At 68.5% G+C, this 16,872-nt stretch carries 13 protein-coding genes; 3 read left to right on the plus strand and 10 right to left on the minus strand.

Annotated elements, in window-relative coordinates; all coding sequences use genetic code 11:
- The 6 genes from ACYVJH_RS11930 to ACYVJH_RS11955 all read right to left on the minus strand — a co-directional run.
- On the minus strand, positions 1–3,266 hold a 3,266-nt coding region (locus ACYVJH_RS11930), incomplete at its 3' end, for a non-ribosomal peptide synthetase (RefSeq protein WP_460454876.1).
- A 6-nt stretch (positions 3,267–3,272) separates the two neighbouring features.
- Complete coding sequence (locus tag ACYVJH_RS11935) at positions 3,273–3,998, minus strand: 4'-phosphopantetheinyl transferase family protein (protein WP_460454877.1); 726 nt, start codon at positions 3,996–3,998, stop codon at positions 3,273–3,275.
- On the minus strand, positions 3,977–4,495 hold the full coding sequence (locus ACYVJH_RS11940; RefSeq protein ID WP_460454878.1) for a GNAT family N-acetyltransferase: 519 nt from the start codon (positions 4,493–4,495) through the stop codon (positions 3,977–3,979). Before ACYVJH_RS11940 ends, ACYVJH_RS11935 begins: the two co-directional genes overlap by 22 nt.
- On the minus strand, positions 4,492–5,745 hold the full coding sequence (locus ACYVJH_RS11945) for a pepsin-like aspartic protease (RefSeq protein ID WP_460454879.1): 1,254 nt from the start codon (positions 5,743–5,745) through the stop codon (positions 4,492–4,494). The genes ACYVJH_RS11940 and ACYVJH_RS11945 overlap by 4 nt, the downstream gene beginning before the upstream one ends.
- 127 nt (positions 5,746–5,872) lie before the next feature.
- Entirely contained in the window at positions 5,873–6,565 is a 693-nt protein-coding gene (locus ACYVJH_RS11950; RefSeq protein ID WP_460454880.1) for a hypothetical protein, read from the minus strand.
- Between the two features lie 90 nt (positions 6,566–6,655).
- The gene (locus ACYVJH_RS11955; RefSeq protein ID WP_460454881.1) at positions 6,656–7,909 is read right to left on the minus strand and encodes a S8 family serine peptidase; all 1,254 of its coding nucleotides are present in this window, start codon (positions 7,907–7,909) and stop codon (positions 6,656–6,658) included.
- A 114-nt stretch (positions 7,910–8,023) separates the two neighbouring features.
- On the opposite strand from ACYVJH_RS11955, the gene ACYVJH_RS11960 reads away from it, so the two are divergent.
- The 3 genes from ACYVJH_RS11960 to ACYVJH_RS11970 all read left to right on the plus strand — a co-directional run bounded on the left by ACYVJH_RS11960 (position 8,024) and on the right by ACYVJH_RS11970 (position 10,954).
- Entirely contained in the window at positions 8,024–8,536 is a 513-nt protein-coding gene (locus tag ACYVJH_RS11960) for an RNA polymerase sigma factor (protein ID WP_460454882.1), read from the plus strand.
- Positions 8,533–9,255, plus strand: a complete 723-nt coding sequence (locus ACYVJH_RS11965; protein WP_460454883.1) for an anti-sigma factor — start codon at positions 8,533–8,535, stop codon at positions 9,253–9,255. The genes ACYVJH_RS11960 and ACYVJH_RS11965 overlap by 4 nt, the downstream gene beginning before the upstream one ends.
- Before the next feature lie 85 nt (positions 9,256–9,340).
- Positions 9,341–10,954, plus strand: a complete 1,614-nt coding sequence (locus ACYVJH_RS11970; protein ID WP_460454884.1) for an HD domain-containing phosphohydrolase — start codon at positions 9,341–9,343, stop codon at positions 10,952–10,954.
- Positions 10,955–10,972: 18 nt separating this feature from the next.
- On the opposite strand, the gene ACYVJH_RS11975 is transcribed toward ACYVJH_RS11970, so the two are convergent.
- From ACYVJH_RS11975 to ACYVJH_RS11990, 4 genes are read right to left on the minus strand one after another with little or no spacing between them, the layout of a single operon-like run.
- Entirely contained in the window at positions 10,973–12,721 is a 1,749-nt protein-coding gene (locus ACYVJH_RS11975; RefSeq protein WP_460454885.1) for a carboxypeptidase regulatory-like domain-containing protein, read from the minus strand.
- Entirely contained in the window at positions 12,718–14,820 is a 2,103-nt protein-coding gene (locus ACYVJH_RS11980; protein ID WP_460454886.1) for a hypothetical protein, read from the minus strand. Before ACYVJH_RS11980 ends, ACYVJH_RS11975 begins: the two co-directional genes overlap by 4 nt.
- On the minus strand, positions 14,817–15,971 hold the full coding sequence (locus ACYVJH_RS11985) for a BatA domain-containing protein (RefSeq protein WP_460454887.1): 1,155 nt from the start codon (positions 15,969–15,971) through the stop codon (positions 14,817–14,819). Before ACYVJH_RS11985 ends, ACYVJH_RS11980 begins: the two co-directional genes overlap by 4 nt.
- A complete protein-coding gene (locus tag ACYVJH_RS11990; RefSeq protein ID WP_460454888.1) occupies positions 15,968–16,864 on the minus strand; it encodes a DUF58 domain-containing protein in 897 nt (298 codons plus the stop codon). Before ACYVJH_RS11990 ends, ACYVJH_RS11985 begins: the two co-directional genes overlap by 4 nt.
- Positions 16,865–16,872: the final 8 nt, after the last annotated feature.

The raw sequence follows: 16,872 nt of genomic DNA on the forward strand, positions 1-16,872 counted from the left end.
TGGGCGAACAGGTCGGCCAGGACGACGTCCACGCCCAGCGACTGGCGGACCCGCGAGATCACCTGCACGGCGAGCAGCGAATGGCCACCCAGATCGAAGAAATGGTCGTCGCGGCCGATGCGGGGGAGGCGCAGAAGCTGCGACCAGAGGTCTGCAACCAGTCGTTCGCAATCGCCAAGAGGCTCATCGCAGGAGCCGTCCGGCGCCTCTGACAAAGGCGCAGCTTCCAGGGCTCGACGGTCGACCTTTCCGTTCCGGTTCAGTGGCAGACGACCTACGCGAACAAAAACCGCTGGGACCATGTGCGCGGGAATGCACGCCCTCAGTTTGTCGCGCATGTGCTTCGAATTCAGTTCTATCGATGCTTCGAAGTAAGCAATAAGTCGATTCCCATAGTCAGATCCAGTTTCCACTACGACCGCCGCCGCGACAACGCCACTGATAGCTTTCAGGTGGTGCTCTACTTCACCGATCTCGACTCGGAAGCCTCGAATCTTGATCTGGGTATCTGAGCGGCCCAGGAACTGCAGCTGGCCATCCGATTTCCAGCATCCGAAATCTCCGGTCCGATACATTCTCGAGCCGGGGCGGCGCGAGAATGGATCCGGAAGAAACCTCTCTTCAGTGAGCTCGGGGCTGTTGAAATAGTGACTAGCAACGCTACTTCCTCCCACATACAGCTCTCCGCGGACGCCTGTGGGCTGTGGTTTTCCAGCGCTGTCCAGGACATATACCCTAGAGTTCGAGAACGGGCGTCCGATCGGCGGGTGGTTCTCCAAATTTTCGGAAACGCGGTACGCAGTACAAATCACCGTTGTCTCGGTCGGACCATAGACGTTTGAAAAAATGCGGTTGGTCCGCCACTTGTTGACGAGATCCTTTGAGACTGGCTCTGCGCCGGAGAGTAGGCAAATTACCGACTTCAAGTCAGACAAATGATCGAGGGTGGCAAGGACGCTTGGTGGGATGAAGGCGTGTGACGGGCGCAGCCGGTTGACCTGTTCAGCCAAATCGTCGCCTGCAAGTGTGATACCTGGTGCCGGTATGCAGAGCGTTGCGCCACGAGCAAGTGACATTGCCAATTCCATGACGAACGCATCAAAGGTAAATGATGAGAACTGAAGAATCCGGCTCCCCAGCGTTGGCTCACAGAACTCGCTAGCGATGGAAAGGAACGCCTCGTATGCCGCGTTCGTGGTGCAAACGCCCTTGGGATTGCCGGTAGTTCCGGACGTGTAAATGATGTAGGAGATGTCGTCCGGACGGCTTGTTGGTTCCGGATAGCTGACGTCTTCATCAACCGCTCCAGACTCCAGATGCGCGAGATCAAGCACCGCATCCAACCCAAGGAGGTTGATCGCGGAAACGGTCGTCGAATCTCCAATGACAGCTGCGGGAGTGCAGTCATCAATGACTCTGCGAAGACGACTTGTCGGATGATCGGGGTCAATCGGGACGAATGTCGCCCCTACCTTTTGTAAAGCCAGGAGCGATACGATCATGCCGGCGCCTCGGCGCATACAGACGGCGACGCGTTGCCCGTCACGGATTCCTGAAACGTAGAGTCTCGAGGCAACTCGATTCGAGCGTTCTTCCAGCTGGCAAAAGCTTACGTGACCATCAGTACAATCAATCGCCAGTCGATTTGGGGCGATTCTTGCCCATTCCTGCACTAAGCGGAACAGGGGTTTCCCATCTTCGAGGAAGCCTTCGTTCGAGGAGTTCGTCAACGAAACGTGGGCCGCTTCTTCTTCAGCTGACATCAGGCCGTGGGAGGAAATTTTTCCGTCCGGATCAGATGCTACCGACCTCAATAGGTTCTTCCAGTGGCTTATCCAGCGGAGCACGGTGTCACGTTCGAGGAAGCTGGTGGAAAACTCGATACCGCAAGCAATTCGACCATCGACTTTCCACGCAGATACGGCCAGGCTGTGCTTGGCGTACGCAGACGTGGAGGTTCCCCCGAACGCCGTTAATGAATAGGCGCCAGCATCATTCTTCCGGAATGGTTCGGGCTTTCCGAAACCAAACTTCTCGCTTGAGCAGGCCAAAACTTCTACGTCAAGACCGCTGAACTCTGGGGCTTTTTCAGGAGGATGCGGCCAGGTGAAGCTGGTTTGGAATACGGGATGAATTTTCGGATCGCGCGGCCCACGCGTTAGCTTTACAAGCTCGCCGAACGAAAGTGATTGGTGCTCCTTGGCGAGCGAGACCTTTCGTTTAACCTGAGTCAACAGAGTTGAAAATGACTCATCACGCATGGCGATTCGAATTGGCAACATGCCAACCTGAAATCCAATGAAATCCTTGTCGACTTGAGCTCCGATCTTGTTCACTGCGACGCCGACGACCACTTCATTCTGATTGGCCAGCTTTGAGATCAGCACTGACCAGATTGCGAACATTGCGGTGAAGGTTGAAACGTCATGTTTCCTTGCTAGAGAGCCCAGGGCGCGCGTGTCCTCTTCATCGAAGTGGAAGCCGACTTGATCACCAATATGTCTGGGTGCAGTAGGGTTGGCGTGATCCCAGGGTAGGTCGGTGAAGGGAGGTGCGCCCCGCAACTCTTCCTGCCAGTAGCGGGCGTCTTCCATTCGCTTGGCTTGAAGCTCAGGCGACAGTTGCGAACTGATAGGGCCCGCAACTCCATGGGGCTTAGGGGACGGTAATGCGCTGCCTTGGGAGGCTGACGTGTACAGGCTGGCCAGCTCATTTCCGATCAGCGCCATTGATCGGCCGTCGGAGATGAGGTGGTGGACCGTAAATAGGAACGTAACGCGCGAGTCGGACTCTCTTATCAGCACGACACGAGCTAGCGGACCATCCGAGACGTTGAACGGGGTTCTAAGCTCATCGCCCGCAATGCGTTCGATGTAGGTGTCCGATGGCGCGCTATCGGGAAGTGTGAGCTCTACGACAGGCAGCGTGAAGTCCTCTACGTTTGCGACCCTACATAGGGCTTCTCCGTCGACGTCGGGAAAGCTGCATCGAAGGCTCTCGTTATTCGATGCTAGCTGTTGAAACGCCCGTTTTAACGCCGGAAGATCTACTCTCCCGGTCAACGTTAGTCCCATCGATAGGTTGTACGACGCATTGACATCTTCGCTTGCCTTGCACTCGAACCAAAGGCCCTGCTGGTCAGGCGTCAAGGGGACGATTCGACCTGAATTCCCCGGGGTATAGATGGAGCTATTCATAAAGGAATTGGACTTTTTCGTGTCTTGTGGGCTATGGACTAAGGCGGTAGGAACATCATTTGGCATCATGTCGCTTCAGTCTTCCGCGTCGGGGTTCGATACCACGAGCGTAAGGATGGTTGTTTGATCGAGGCGTGCGTACAGACCCGGCCGGCTGCACGTCCGAACGTGAGGCCGGACGTCCCTCACCTCAAAGCCCGCCCCGATGTCACCGGCGATGACGACGCGAAAGGACAAAAAACTACAGCCCGCGCGCTCTTCAGGCGGCAGAGACTTGAATGCACTCTCCTTGGCCGAAAAGAGCAATGTCAGTGCCAGGTGCCGGTCGCCCAGAGTGCGCTCAGCGGACTCGAGTTCACCTTCAGCGGCCACCAGTTCCACCATGTCCCTGAATGCGGAGACTCCGATGATCGACTCGCAGTCAATGCCAGGCCGGACGCGCTGCGTGGTTGAAACAACGGCGGTGGCCCAAGATGCGCTGTGGCTTATCGACCCGTTGCAGCCAGTAGGCCAGTCGGGAGCCCCGCCTGCACCGATGGGAATATTGGGGCGACCGCAGCCCAGCGACTCAAGGGCGGATTGGGCACAGCGACGCCCCGCAAGGAATTCGCAGCGACGCGCACAACCGGCCCGGTAAAGTTCGCTGGGCTGCGCGACGCCATGGCGGGCGAAGTCATCGTCCGTGAAATGCCGGGGGTTAAGACGCAGCGCACGAATGGCAAGCCCCGTCGCGAGCGGGTTGGCGAGCAGCAGCGGGTGGGGTTCGTCCGGGCGCATGGTCAGGCGCGGCTGGCCCGCCATTGGCCGGCGGTCAGTTCCCAGTACCGGCTATCGTCCCCGTTGCGGGCCGGCAGAACCACGAACCCCAGCGATGCCATCAGGCCGCCGGCCAGCTGGTGGCCGGCTTCATGCCGGGTATGCAGGCGCTCGATGCCAAGTCCGTCGAAGGCGGGTTCAAGCAGGCAACGAACGGCGTCCGTGGCGAGGCCCTTGCCCTGGTGTTCGGGCGGAAGCACCACGCCCAGTTCGGCGCTTGCGGGGCCATCCCAGTGCAGTCCGATCAATCCGAAGGCAAAGCCGGTGCGTCCGTCTTCGATCACCCAGAACCGAGCGGTCGGAGTGGCGTCCAGGTTGAGGCGGCAGGCCGCGAGGAAGCTGCGCCGTACCTGCTCGTCGTCCAGGGGCGGGCAGACGTGGCGCATCGTGGCTGCGTCGCCGTAGAGCTGTTGGTAGAGCCCCTGGTCGGTGGCGTCCAGCAGCCGGAGGCAAACCGCCGGATGCGAAGGGCCGTCATTCATGCCGTCGGTCTCAGGTCTGCGAAAGCGATGCGCCCTTCGGTGCCGACATCGCGTTCGAACGCGACGTATCGGCCTGCCATCAGCGGCAAGCCCAGGATGGTTTGTCCACGGAAGTGCGGCAGCTGCGACATCAGCAGGCACAGGCTTTGGCCGGCCTTGAGTGCGTTCTTGGGCCAATAGTGGGAAGCCGGGACACGCAGCTCGGTATCTGATCCGTCGGGTGCTTCGAGCGTGACGTGCAGGTCGGGCCAGTGTCTGGTGTCGATGAGATGGTTGGGGACGCCTTCATCCCGCGTCAGGGCCTCCTGGGCCCGTGCCACCAGCGCCGGGAAGTCAGGGTTTCGTCTCCCCAGCGCGGCAAGCACCGCCTCAAACACCGTCGCGTCCAGCACCAGGAAACTGCTGCCGGTATCGAGCAGGGCATTGCTGTAGCGGGTGGCCTGTTCCGAAGCTGGCAGCGCGGGCACGATGATGGGCGCCTCGTTTCCGACCCGGATCGCACGCAGGTTGATGTTGTAGTAGTGGTCGTGGAGTACCCGTACCGGGTGGAACGCCCCTTGGTAGAGATGCTGGAGCTCGCGGCCGCCGCCCAGCACGAGCCGGCCCTCGTTGAGTTGCGCGGACGCCGCCTCCGCGGCCGACGACGCGCTTTCCGCGACATGGACGACCGCCCGGCCGATCACCATGGCGAAACGGTTGCTCACGATGCCTTCGTCCTCCAGGGCAGTGAACGCCGGCTCCAGATGGGTCCGCGGCTGCGTTTGCAGGCGCGTCCTCAGCCCCGCCAGATCCAGCGCGTGCCCCTGCGGGAACGGCCAGGGCCAGCTGAGGCTGCTTTGGCTGCCCTGCGACGCCAGCAGGGCGGCCACGTCGTAGGCGGGGTTCAAGTCGCGATAGGCCAGGCCCCAGATGCCATCGGCCTGGCGCAGCACCGGCGCCTCGGATTCGATGACTCCGAACGGGACCTCCGGCAGACGCCGCGCATGGTGGCCGTGGCCGAAACCCAGCGTCGAGCGCACGACGGGTCCCGCCCAGGCGCCACCGCCGTAGTTGATCTCCTGCACCAGCGACGTGGCCTGCACATGGGCATCCTGGCCCGGGTCGTAAACCCGGGTCAGGACGGCCAGCGAACTGCTCCCGGTGTCCAGAACCAGGTTGGCCTGGCTCGCCAGGCCGCCGAAACTCGCCGTGGCGGTATAGGCCCCCTTGGCATGGGCAAGCGTCGTCGGGATTTCAATGGTGGCCGGCATGGCCCAAGCATAGGGGACGCCCACCATCCGGCGCACCTGATGCGCGCGGCCGGATCGGTGAAAGCACGCACGCGGCAAGCGGGCGCCGCGATGACGCCCGCCTGCCGGTGCGACATGGCCGCGATGTTTAGCGCTCGACCTCGGCGTCGCCGCGGGCCGACGCCGATGCGCCGAGCGAGGCCCCGTCGCGCGACGCGGACGCGTCGGCATTTGCTTCCGCCTCGCCGCGGGCGTTGGCGCGCGGCGTATCGCGGTTGCTGGTCGCGGGGGCTTCGTCGCCGGACTCGGCGTCGTCAGGCTGACCACCATCGGCCGGCGGCATGGCCTGGCGCTCGAGCGACAGCGCGCCGTCGAGCGTGCCCTGCAGCGACGCCGTGGCGTCCTGCGCCTGGCCGGTGGCGGCACCGGCCAGCGAAGCCGCACCCTGCGCCTGGCCATCGTCGCGGCTGGGCATCGCGCCGGAAGCGGTCAGCAGCCCGGCGTCCCGGCGGTTATCGGCCTGCGCGGACGCAGCGGCTTCGGCAGCGGCCTCGGCAGCGGCCTCGGCAGCGGCGCGTTCGGCACGCTGCTGGCGGCGAAGCTCGCGCAGCTCGGCACGGCGTTCGGCCAGGCTGCCCCTGAGCTCCCGCTGCACGCCGTTCACGGTGTCACGCGCGCCCAGGCGACCGATCGAATCCTGGCCGCCAAGGCCCCCGGGGCCAACGCCAACGGCGCCGCGCAGGTTGCCGGTGGCACCTCCGACGAGCGATTGCGCATGCAGCATCGGGCTGGCGGAAAACAGCGCGGCGAAGACGGCGGTTGTGATCAGTTTGTTGTTCATGGCGGTCTCCTTGGATGCCGCGGCTCATCCGCGGCTTCAAGGGGACTTACGAACCAACGCTTGGTTTTCTTCCGGGCCGGAGGGTTTCGTTCAATCTTCGTTCACAGGCGCGGCCCAGACCGCGCGCGCCTCGGCCGAAAGCAGGCCGTGGCCGAAGCGCGGGTCGGGGCCACGTGACCCAAGGTCCCGGGCGCGGCTGGCCAAACGCTGCATCACGCGCCCGCTCGCGCCCGGTTCGGGCGAATCAATCTCGACGGCGGCCAATCGCGCCACCAGGGGCGCCGCGAAGGACGTGCCACGCACCCGGGACCGGCTGCCGCCTGGCGCGGCGGCCCAGAGCTCGCTTCCCGGCGCGGCGAAATCGACGGCGTCGCCGCGCAGCGCCTCGGGCAACGGCCGGTCACGCGCGTCAACCGCCGTCACCCCGATCACGCCCGGGTAGGCGGCCGGGTAGAGCGGCCGGGCTGCGGGGCCGTCGTTGCCGACCGCCGCCACCAGCACGTGGCCACGCTGCTGCATCGAGCGCACCAGGGACTCAAGCAGCTGGTTGGGCGGACCCACCAGGCTGAGGTTGATGACCGCCACGCGCTCGCCGGCGAGCCAGGCTAGGGCTTCTGCCAGGGACGTAACGGACCCGCCGGTCGGTTCGCCGCAATAGATGTCGGCGGCGAACAGCTGGCCGCCGCGGGCCTGGCCGGCGGCGTCACCGGCCAGCAGCGACGCGACCGCCGTGCCATGGGCTTCGGCCTGGCCGCGTCCCTGGCAGCCCCACTGTTCGACTGCGACGCCCGCCAGCAGGGGGTGGGAGGCATCGACGCCACCGTCCACCAGGCCGACGCGGCCAGCTGCGGTGGGTGGGCGTGGTCCGGCTGGCGGGACGGTGCCGCGCGATCCACCCAGGCTGCCGGAGCCCAGGTAGATGTGGTTGTACTCGTAGTGTCCGTCCGGATCGATGCGCGCCAGGCGTCGCAGCGCCCTGCGGACACGCATGCCGTCGGGTGCGCGCAGGACAACGATGCGCAGGTCCAGCGGCGCCAGGGTCGACTCGCGGATCTGCTCGAATCCGGCGGCCTGCGCCCGTGCCAGTGCGTCCGCGTCCGGGGCTATCGCCACGACTTCGCTGCGCACCACGGGCGCGCCCCGCGGGTCGGCCTCCAGCCACCGCCGATGTTCACGCAGGAGCGTGCGTTCCCGCAGGCGGCGCACCTCCCGTCCGGTTTGCTCCAGGGTCTGCTGCACGGGGCCGGGCAGGGTCGCGGGCAGCTGCGGCACCGGCAGCGCGAGCGCCGCCGACTTGAGCGGCGACAGCAGCAGGACCAGCAGCAGGGGCAGGTATCGGGGCATATCAATGGCCTACGTCCGGGCGGGGTGGCTTCTTCCAGGGGGGTGCTAGCATCCGGCCGCCGTGCCCTGAAGCACGAACCGGGAACAAAATGCCCCTCCGGGACGTAATCAAGCATGACCGTCACTGACACCGGCATGAATTTCAACCAGGAACTGTGCTCGCTGCTGCCGCGTCTGCGGCGCTTCGCCCGCAGCCTGGCGGGAAACCCGGCCGATGCCGACGACCTGGTCCAGGTCGCGCTCGAGCGCGCGCTGGCACGGGAGTCGCAGTGGCGCCCGGGAACGCGCCTGGACGCCTGGGTGTTTGGCATCGTGCGGAATGCCTGGATCGACGAAGTGCGGTCAAGGCAGCGCGGCCAACGGATCTTTGCACCGGAGGAACAGGGAGCGAACGTGGGCGAAACACCATTCGAAGGACAGGACCTGGCGCTGTCGGTGCAATCGGCGCTGGCCCGACTGCCGGAGGAACAACGCATGGCGATTGCATTGGTGCTGATCGAAGGCCTGTCCTACCGCGAAGCGGCCCAGGCCATGGACGTGCCCATCGGCACGCTGACCAGCCGGCTCGCACGCGGCCGCGAAGCGCTGCAATCGCTGCTCGGCGGTGCCGCCGGGGTGGGCGCATGAAGCCGACCGACGACATGCTGATGGCTTACGTGGACGGCGAGCTGGATCCGGACGGCGTGGCGCGGGTGGAAGCCGCGATGGCCGCCGATCCCGATGTCGCCGCGACAGTGGCCGCCGCCCTGGCGCTGCGCGCGCGCCTGCGCGAGGCATTCGATCCCGTGCTGGACGAACCGGTGCCAGCGCACCTGCTCACGATCGCCCGCGAAGGGCCGGTATCGGCCGGGGCGACGGTGCATGCACTGCCGGCGCCGGCGCGCCGGCGCTGGGCCTGGCCGGAATGGACGGCCATGGCCGCGGCGCTGGCGCTGGGCATCGCGCTGTCGCAACTCGCGCTTCGACCGGCGGCCGGACCCTTCGATGCCGGCGCCGGCGGCCTGGTGGCCGGCGGTGCGCTGGCCGAGTCGCTCGAATCGAGCCTGGCTGCCGATCCGGTAGGAAACGTGCGCGTCGGACTGAGCTTCCGGAGCCGCGACGGTGGCTACTGCCGCAGCTTCCGGCTTGAAGGGGACCGGGACCTGTCGGGCCTGGCCTGCCGCGACGGTCGCGGCAACTGGCAGGTGCCCGTGCTCGTAGGCTCCGATCCCGGCCTCCGGGGCGAACTGCGCCAGGCCACCGGCGCACTGCCCGCGGCCGTCGTGTCGGAAGTGGAGGAACGCATGTCCGGCGAGCCACTGGACGCGGGCCAGGAGCGCGCGGCGCGCGACGCCGGCTGGCGCTGAGGAAACGGGCCGCGGCACGGGGTGCGGATTGCGTGCCGATGCATTTGGCGTCATGTTGGCGGCCGAACCCAGGCCGGCCGCCACCGTGACCAGCGAAACCGAGATCCTCAGCCGTCTTGAGACCCTCAACGCCATCGGCGTGGCCCTGTCGCACGAACGCGACCTGGCGACGCTGCTCGAACGCATCCTCGAGGCCGCCCGGGATTTCGCCGATGCCGACGGCGGCACGCTTTACCTGCGCGAGGGCGACAGCCTGCGCTTCGAAGTTCTGCGCAACGACTCGCTGGGCTATTTCATGGGCGGCCGCCACGGCAAGCCCATCCAGTTCCCGCCGATCCCGCTGCATCGCGAGGACGGCAGCGGCAACGATTCGATGGTGGTGGTGCACGCGGCGCTGTCGGGCCAGACCATCAACATCGCCGATGCCTACACCGCCGAGGGTTACGACTTTTCCGGCACCCGCGCCTTCGACGCCAAGACCGGCTACCGCTCGCAGTCCTTCCTGACCGTGCCGATGAAGGACCACGACGGCCAGGTCATCGGCGTGCTGCAGCTGATCAACGCCAAGGGGCCCGACGGCAGGATCCTGGTGTTCGAGCCGGCGATCCAGCAGCTGGTGGAGTCGCTGGCCTCGCAGGCGGCGATCGCGCTCAACAACCGGCGGCTGATCGACCAGCTTGAAACCCTGTTCGAGGCCCTGATCAACCTGATCAACACCGCCATCGACGAAAAATCGCCCTATACCGGCGGCCACTGCGAACGCGTGCCGGCGCTGACCACGCTGCTGGCCGACGCCGTGGCGCGCACGAAGGCGGGCCCACTGGCGGACTTCGACATGTCCGAAGCCGACCGCTACGAGCTCAAGATCGCCGGCCTGCTGCACGACTGCGGCAAGATCACCACGCCGGTGCACGTGGTCGACAAGGCCACCAAGCTGCAGACGCTGTTCGACCGGATCGAACTGGTGGACACACGTTTCGAGGTGCTCAAGCGCGATGCCGAGATTGCCCTGCTCAAGGGGGAACTCGACCAGGCGGCCTACGACGCGCGCCTGTCGCAGCTCGATGCCGACCGCGAGGCGGTGCGCCAGGCCAATACCGGCGGCGAGTTCCTGGGTGACGACCGGATCGCCGCGCTGCAGCGCATCGCGGCGCATACCTGGCGCGGCCCCGACGGCAGCGAACAGCCCTTCCTGTCGGCCGAAGAACTCGACAACCTGTGCATCCGCCGCGGCACGCTCAACAACGCCGAGCGCGAGATCATCAACCACCACATCACCATGACCATCCGCCTGCTCGAGGCCTTGCCCTGGCCCAAGCACCTGCGCAACGTGCCCGAATACGCCGGCGGCCACCACGAGCGCATGGACGGCAAGGGTTATCCGCGCGGCCTGACCCGCGAACAGATGAGCGTGCAGGCGCGGGTGATGGGCATTGCCGACATCTTCGAGGCCCTGACCGCCAGCGACCGGCCCTACAAGCCCGGCAAGACGCTCAGCGAATCGCTGACCATCCTGGGCCGCATGAAGCTCGACCACCACGTCGACCCGGACCTGTTCGACGTCTTCCTGCGCGAGAAGGTCTACCTGGAATACGCCGAACGTTTCCTGCCGGCCGAACAGATCGACCGGGTGGACTGGTCGAAGATCCCCGGCGTCTCGCCGGAGCTGGCGGCGGAACTGAATCGCCGCGACGCGTAGGGGCGCCGCCAGGCGCTCCTATGCGGAGCGAGGGCGGCGTTCGTGGAACCACAGCGCACCGCTCGCCAGCAGCCAGGCCAGCCACCACGGCCAGCGCGGGCCGGGTTGCTGGTGCGGCGCCGGTTCGACGGCGGGCGCCTGGGCCGCCAGGCCCTTGGTCGCCGCCTGGCGCTGGGCCGCGATCATCGCCGGGTAGGCGTCGGGATCGCGCACAAGCAAGGGCAGGGTGGTTTCGCCGCGATTGATCTGGTGCACGCCCAGCTGCGCCGGCCAATAGCCCGCGCACGCCGCCGCGCCGCTGGCAGGGTCGATGGCCAGCGCAGTCCGGCTGCCGTCGGGGGCGGTCACGCTGTCGCCGTCGGAGAGTCCGCACAGCATCGTGCGTTCACCCGCCCAGGCTGGTGCCGGCGCGGCCGTGCTGCCTTCGCCGCGTGCCCGCGCAAGCGTCTGCACGGTGGTCGCCCAGAGCTGGCCGTGGGCCGCGCGCCGGCCGGACAGCCACAGCCGGTAGCTGTCGGAAAGGATCGTCGCGCCGACCCGGCCGCGGCCCTCGTTGCGCCAGGCCACCAGGGCGGCGCCGTCGGGCGCCAGGTGCAGGGCCCGGCCGTCGGTCGCGGACAGGTGCAGCGGGCGGCGCGACAGCACCGGCGCGGGATTGTTCGCCGCCGCGGCGGCGTCGGCGTCCTGCGCAAGCGGCCAGCGCAGGCTGCGCACCGCATCGGAATCCTCCAGCATCACGCCCCAGGCGCGCAGCGTCGCCAGGTCGTCCGCACCCAGGCGGCCGGTGATGCGCAGCAGCAGGCCCAGGCCATCGCGCACGGCGTCGCGCAGGCGGTCGCGGCCACCCGGGCCGAGCTGGCGCCACGCGCGCTCGTCCAGCAACACCAGGTCGAACTCCGCCAGCGTGGCGGCGTTGACCGGCAGCGGGCGGTCGCCGAGCTGCACGCCACCGCCCAGGTCGATCACGGTGTGCAGGTCCAGGCCGGCATCCACCGCCCAGCGACGAAGGTATTTCAGCTCCGGGCCCGGGCCGCCGGCGAGTGCGAGCAGGCGCGGACGCGCCGGGCCGGTGACGTCGAGCGGCAGGGTTTCTTCACCAAGCAGTCTGCCTTCGGCGTCCAGCCAGCGCAGGCCAAAGGCCGTGGGGCCGGCCGGGCCGGCCTGGGCCGACAGCACGAAGTCGCCGTCGTCGCCGGGACTTGCCGTGGCCAGGGTTTCGCCGCGCGGGTCGTGCAGTTCGACGGTGCCGCCAGCGAGACCCTGCACGCGACCACGCACGCTGAAGGCCTGGCCCTGCACGGCGCTCGTCGGCATCGCCAGCGACTGCAGGCCAGCGGGCAGAGGCGTCGGCTCGAAGGCCAGCGGCAGCCCGGCGGCGGCGTCGTGATCGCGCGCGGGCAGGCCATGGCCATGCACGCGCACCGAGTCACTGGCGGGATACCGGCGCAGCGCCGTTCCCAGGTCCGGCATGCGTTCGATGTCCGCGCCGGGCATCGCGCCGGGCAAGGCGACCCGGACCTCGCCCGGCCGCAGCGGCGGCAGGTCGTGGGCGCCGGGGGCCAGCACCACCAGCGGGTTCGCGGGCGCGGTAACCGGCGGCGGGAACAATGCGAACCAGAGCAGGCCGGCGACCAGGCATTGGCCGAACACCCGGATCGCGGCCGTTCCGGCGGGCAGCGACTTCGTGGAAACGCGCCAGCCCAGTCGCGCGCCGGACAGCAGCACAGCCAGGGCCAGCAGCCACAGGACGAGGGTCGCCGGCGTCATGGCCGCTGCTCCGCCGACAGCGCATCGAGATAGGCCTGGCCGGCCGCATCGGGCGTCGGACGTTCGGCCACGCCCGCCGCCGGCTGGGGCAGCAGCGACCAGAGCAGGGCGCGCAGGCGCTGGCGGCAATCGCTGCAATCGGGCCGTGCGCGCAGGGTTTCGATGGCGGCCACCAGGGACAGCGGGTCTTCGAGGCGGTCGGCGTTGGTTTCCAGCCAGTCGCTCATCGGTTCGAGTTCGGGCCTGCGGTCTTCATCCGCCAATGCCCGCCACAGGTCCGGCACCGGCGAGTCCGGCGTCGTCGCGGGCTGCAGTCCGTCGCGCCGGTCGGCGATGCCTTCGCGCTTGCCGGTCATGCGCCGGCTCTCATCGATCGGCGGCAGCTCCAGGCCCACGCGCGCCAGGTAGATGCGGCTGGCCTGCTGCACCTGCTTGATGAACGCCAGCGCGCGGTAGGCATGCGGCAGCGCGCGCTGCGGTTCACCCTGGCGCAGTTCGCCTTCCGAGGACCACATCGCGTCCAGCGCCTGCTTGAGCAAGGCGCGGGTCTGCGGGTCGAGCAGGGTGGCGGCCTCGGTATCGTCGTGGGTGTGGCCGTAGTCCTCGAGCACGCTGATCGCCGTGCCCAGCGGCGCGTCGCTTCCCGGGCCGTGGTCGTGGCCGTCGTCTTCGCTGTGCTCACCTTCCAGGCCGGGCGGCGCTTCGGGCTGGCCCTCGTTTTCTTCGCCCAGGAACTGGCCGTAGCGCATGCGCAGGATGCGCTGGTCGAAGCCGATCGCGTCCGAGCGCGACACGAACTCGTCGGGCGCCAGTCGTGGTCGCTGTGGGATGAGGGCTTCGATGTCGAGGATGATCTGGCGCTGGCTGCGGAAGAAGGCCGGCAGCGCCTTTTTCACCAGCCCCTCCATGCCCGTGGCCTCCGTGGCCGGCGGCATCGGCCAGCGCAGGATCAGGCTGGGGCTGCGGCTGGCCTGCGGGGCCGGCGCACGGTTGTCGCTGACGTCCAGGCGCACGATCAGGTCGTCGCCTTCGGCCAGGCCCAGCGCGGCCAGGTCCAGGGCACGGCGGTAGCGCCGCTGCTTCAGCTCGCCCTCGCCGCGCAGCGCCAGGCTGCGTTCGCTCACGGTCACCTGCTCGCCGCTTCCCTGGGCCAGGGTGATGTGCAGGCGGGCCGCGCCCAGGCCGTGGTCGTCGCTGGCCTCGAACACCAGCGGCCAGGTGCGCTGGCCGTCTTCGCGCAGGGTCAGCGGCCGTTCGGGGGTGATCACGCGGATGACCGGCGGCTGGTCGGCGATCGCATCGAGGCGGTGCAGTTCGTCTTCCGCCGGGGGCAGCGACGCGGTGATCGCGATCCGGTAGAGCACGGAACGGTGCAGCGTGTGTTCGCCGGTCCAGTGCTCGCCCTCGCGCCGCAGCGCCAGTTCGCCGCCGTCGTGCCAGCGCAGCACCACCGCCTCGGGCTGCGGCGAAAACCGCAGGCGCCAGCGCAGGCGCGAACCTTCCGGCGCCTGCAGCGACAGCATCGATTCGGTGCGGGCGGGCAGTGCGGTGTAGTCCGGTGCCTGCACGTCGACGCCGACCTCGACGAGCGCTACGGCGGTGGCGACGATGTCGCTGGTTTCGCCCGGAGCGCGCGGCGTCGTCGGCGCTTGCGTCGAAGCGTTCGGCCAAACCAGCGCCGCCAGCGTCAGGACGCTGCCCAGTACCAGACTGGCCAGCAGGGCGCGGTGCGGCCAGGCCGGACGCAGGTCGGGCGCAGGCAGGCTGGCCAGTTGCTGCGCCAGGCGTTCGTGCTGCAGCGTCTGCAGCGGGCCCAGGGTGGCGGGGTCGGAGAACAGCAGGTCGGCGCTGTCCTGCCAGCGGGGGTCGGCGTTGAGCCGGCGAGCCAGCCAGCGCTCGTCGTGACGCGCCCGCTGTCGTCGCCACCAGGCGAAGGCCAGGAGCGCCAGGACCGCGGCGGCCAGGCCGGCGGGCAGCGGTGCCTGCAGGCGTTGTCCCCAGGCTGCCGTCGCCAGCAGCAGCGGCAGCAGCAAGAGCAGCGCCGCGGAGGCGAGGCGCAAGCTCACGGCGCGCCGGGCTACGTGCAGGCGCGTAGTCACGCCGGCCTCCGCATGGACTGGCCGGCGGCGAGCCAGCGTTCAATCAGGAACAGCGCGGCCAGCCCCACCGCCAGCCAGGGCGCCAGCGGCTGGCCCGGCGGTGCGTAGGTGGCGGCGCCTGGCAGGGGCGCGTAAGCGCGTGCATCGCTGCGCGTGGGAGCCGGAGGTGGGGGCTGCAAGTGCGCCTGCAGCCACTGCGGGAAGCGGGCGTCGAGAAGTTCGGGGAAGGCCGCGGGTTCGAGCGGCACCGCGAACTGCAGCAGCCGGCCCTGGCCATGGCGGGCGGCAGCCAGGAGGACCTCGCCGTTTTCTCCGCGCCAGACGGCTTCCGCCGGTGCTGGCAGCGGCCAGGGCGTGGTCTCGCCAAGCAGCAGCGTGCCGCCATTGTTCGCGAATGCCAGTACCGGCTCGGGCACTTCGTCTTCGGCCAGCCAGGTGAGCAGTTTCGTGTCCGCGGGCCAGGGCGCGTCCAGCGGGGCAAAATCTACCTTCGCGTCCTCCTGGCCCGCCGTAACGAACCACGCCGCCTGCGCCGCGACCAGCCAGCGTGACTGCGTGGCCAGGCCGGGCGCGTGGCGGATCACCATGTCGGGCGGTGCGGGCGCCGGCGATACGGCGTCGGCAACCGGCGGCGAGGCTTCGACAACCCACTGCACCGGTCGCGACAGCCGCGGGCGTTCGCCGTCCGCGCCGTCGAGGATCGCCGGAACGTGCACGACCAGGCCACGACCCGCTGCCAGTTCGGCATCGGCCTGGCGCAGCAGGCTGGCCACCGGTTGGCGTGCGTTGGGCGCCGCGGTGTCGATGTGCGGGAAACCGGGCGCCAGCCAGCGCACGTCGGCCTCGGCGCCGGATGTGGGCGGGGCCAGCGCGGGATGCACCAGCACGCGCGCGCCGCCACCGCCGTCGTGCAGGAACCAGGGCGCGGCCAGCAGCAGCGCCAAACCCGCCACCAGCAGCAGGCGTAGCGCCAGCAGCAGCCACTGTTCAAGACGAAGTTTTTGCCGCGGCCGTCGGACGGCGCGCAGCCAGCGCAGCGCGGCGAACATCGTCGGCTGCTGCTGTTCGCGCCGCGCCAGGTGCACCAGCAGCGGCAGCGCCAGCCCGAGCAGGGCCAGCAGGCCGAGCGGGAAGGCCAGGCCGAAACTCATGCCCGCTCCGCGGCGCCGGGCGCCAGCAGCCGCCGCAGCGGCAGGTCCATGGGTTCATCCAGCCACGCCGTCTCGCTGCGGATGCCGGCGGCGGCCAGGCGGGCGTGCAGGGCCCGGCGCGCGGCGCCGAACTCCGCCAGGAAGGAGGCGCGGGCGGCGGGGGCATCAGTCACCCGTTCCCGCCCGGACTCGGGGTCGCGGAAACGGTGGCCGCCGCGGAAGGGGAAGTCGCGTTCCTCGGCGGTGAGCAGCTGCAGGTTCAGGACCTCGCGGCGGGCGGCAGCCAGTTTCTCCATCAGCGCGACGCTCGCCTCGTCGAAGTCGTCACCCAGCACCATCACCAGGTGGCCGGGGCCCAGGCGTTCCCAGAGCGGGCGCAGCGCCGGCTCGGCGGGCCAGGCGCCGCCGGCCCGCAGGCCGTGCAGTTCCAGCAGGCAGCGGTCGCGGTGGCGCGGGCCGGCACCGGCCGGCACCAGGCGCAGGCCGTCGCCGCCCACCGCCGCCAGGCCGAACTGGTCGCCCTGGCGCAGCGCCAGTTCGAAGACGCAGGCCGCCAGGCCGCGGGCCAGGTCCAGTCGACTCCAGTCGGGTCGGGCGGCATCGGTCTGTGCCATCGAAGCGCTGGTGTCGATGACCACCCAGGCGGTGAGCGGGCTGTCGCGTTCGGCTTCGCGCACGAAAAAGCGGTCGGAGCGCGCGTAGAGCTTCCAGTCCACCTGGCGCAGTTCGTCGCCCGGTTCGTAGGCGCGGTACTGCGCGAACTCCAGGCCGGCACCGCGACTGCGGCTGCGGTGCTGCCCGAAGCCATGCCCGCCCGTGGCCCGGCGTCCCTCGAGGCGCAGGTCGCGCAGCCGGGCACGCACCGCGGCGGGGATGAAATCCGGGCCGGACATGCTTGGCC

This window comes from Arenimonas aestuarii, from assembly GCF_054781715.1.

Coding starts and splice junctions, on each gene's coding strand:
- ACYVJH_RS11935 (WP_460454877.1), bottom strand. CDS start 3,998: ATGGCGGGCCAGCCGCGCCTGACCATGCGCCCGGACGAACCCCACCCG.
- ACYVJH_RS11965 (WP_460454883.1), top strand. CDS start 8,533: ATGAAGCCGACCGACGACATGCTGATGGCTTACGTGGACGGCGAGCTG.
- ACYVJH_RS11990 (WP_460454888.1), bottom strand. CDS start 16,864: ATGTCCGGCCCGGATTTCATCCCCGCCGCGGTGCGTGCCCGGCTGCGC.
- ACYVJH_RS11955 (WP_460454881.1), bottom strand. CDS start 7,909: ATGCCCCGATACCTGCCCCTGCTGCTGGTCCTGCTGCTGTCGCCGCTC.
- ACYVJH_RS11940 (WP_460454878.1), bottom strand. CDS start 4,495: ATGAATGACGGCCCTTCGCATCCGGCGGTTTGCCTCCGGCTGCTGGAC.
- ACYVJH_RS11985 (WP_460454887.1), bottom strand. CDS start 15,971: ATGAGTTTCGGCCTGGCCTTCCCGCTCGGCCTGCTGGCCCTGCTCGGG.
- ACYVJH_RS11960 (WP_460454882.1), top strand. CDS start 8,024: ATGACCGTCACTGACACCGGCATGAATTTCAACCAGGAACTGTGCTCG.
- ACYVJH_RS11945 (WP_460454879.1), bottom strand. CDS start 5,745: ATGCCGGCCACCATTGAAATCCCGACGACGCTTGCCCATGCCAAGGGG.
- ACYVJH_RS11975 (WP_460454885.1), bottom strand. CDS start 12,721: ATGACGCCGGCGACCCTCGTCCTGTGGCTGCTGGCCCTGGCTGTGCTG.
- ACYVJH_RS11950 (WP_460454880.1), bottom strand. CDS start 6,565: ATGAACAACAAACTGATCACAACCGCCGTCTTCGCCGCGCTGTTTTCC.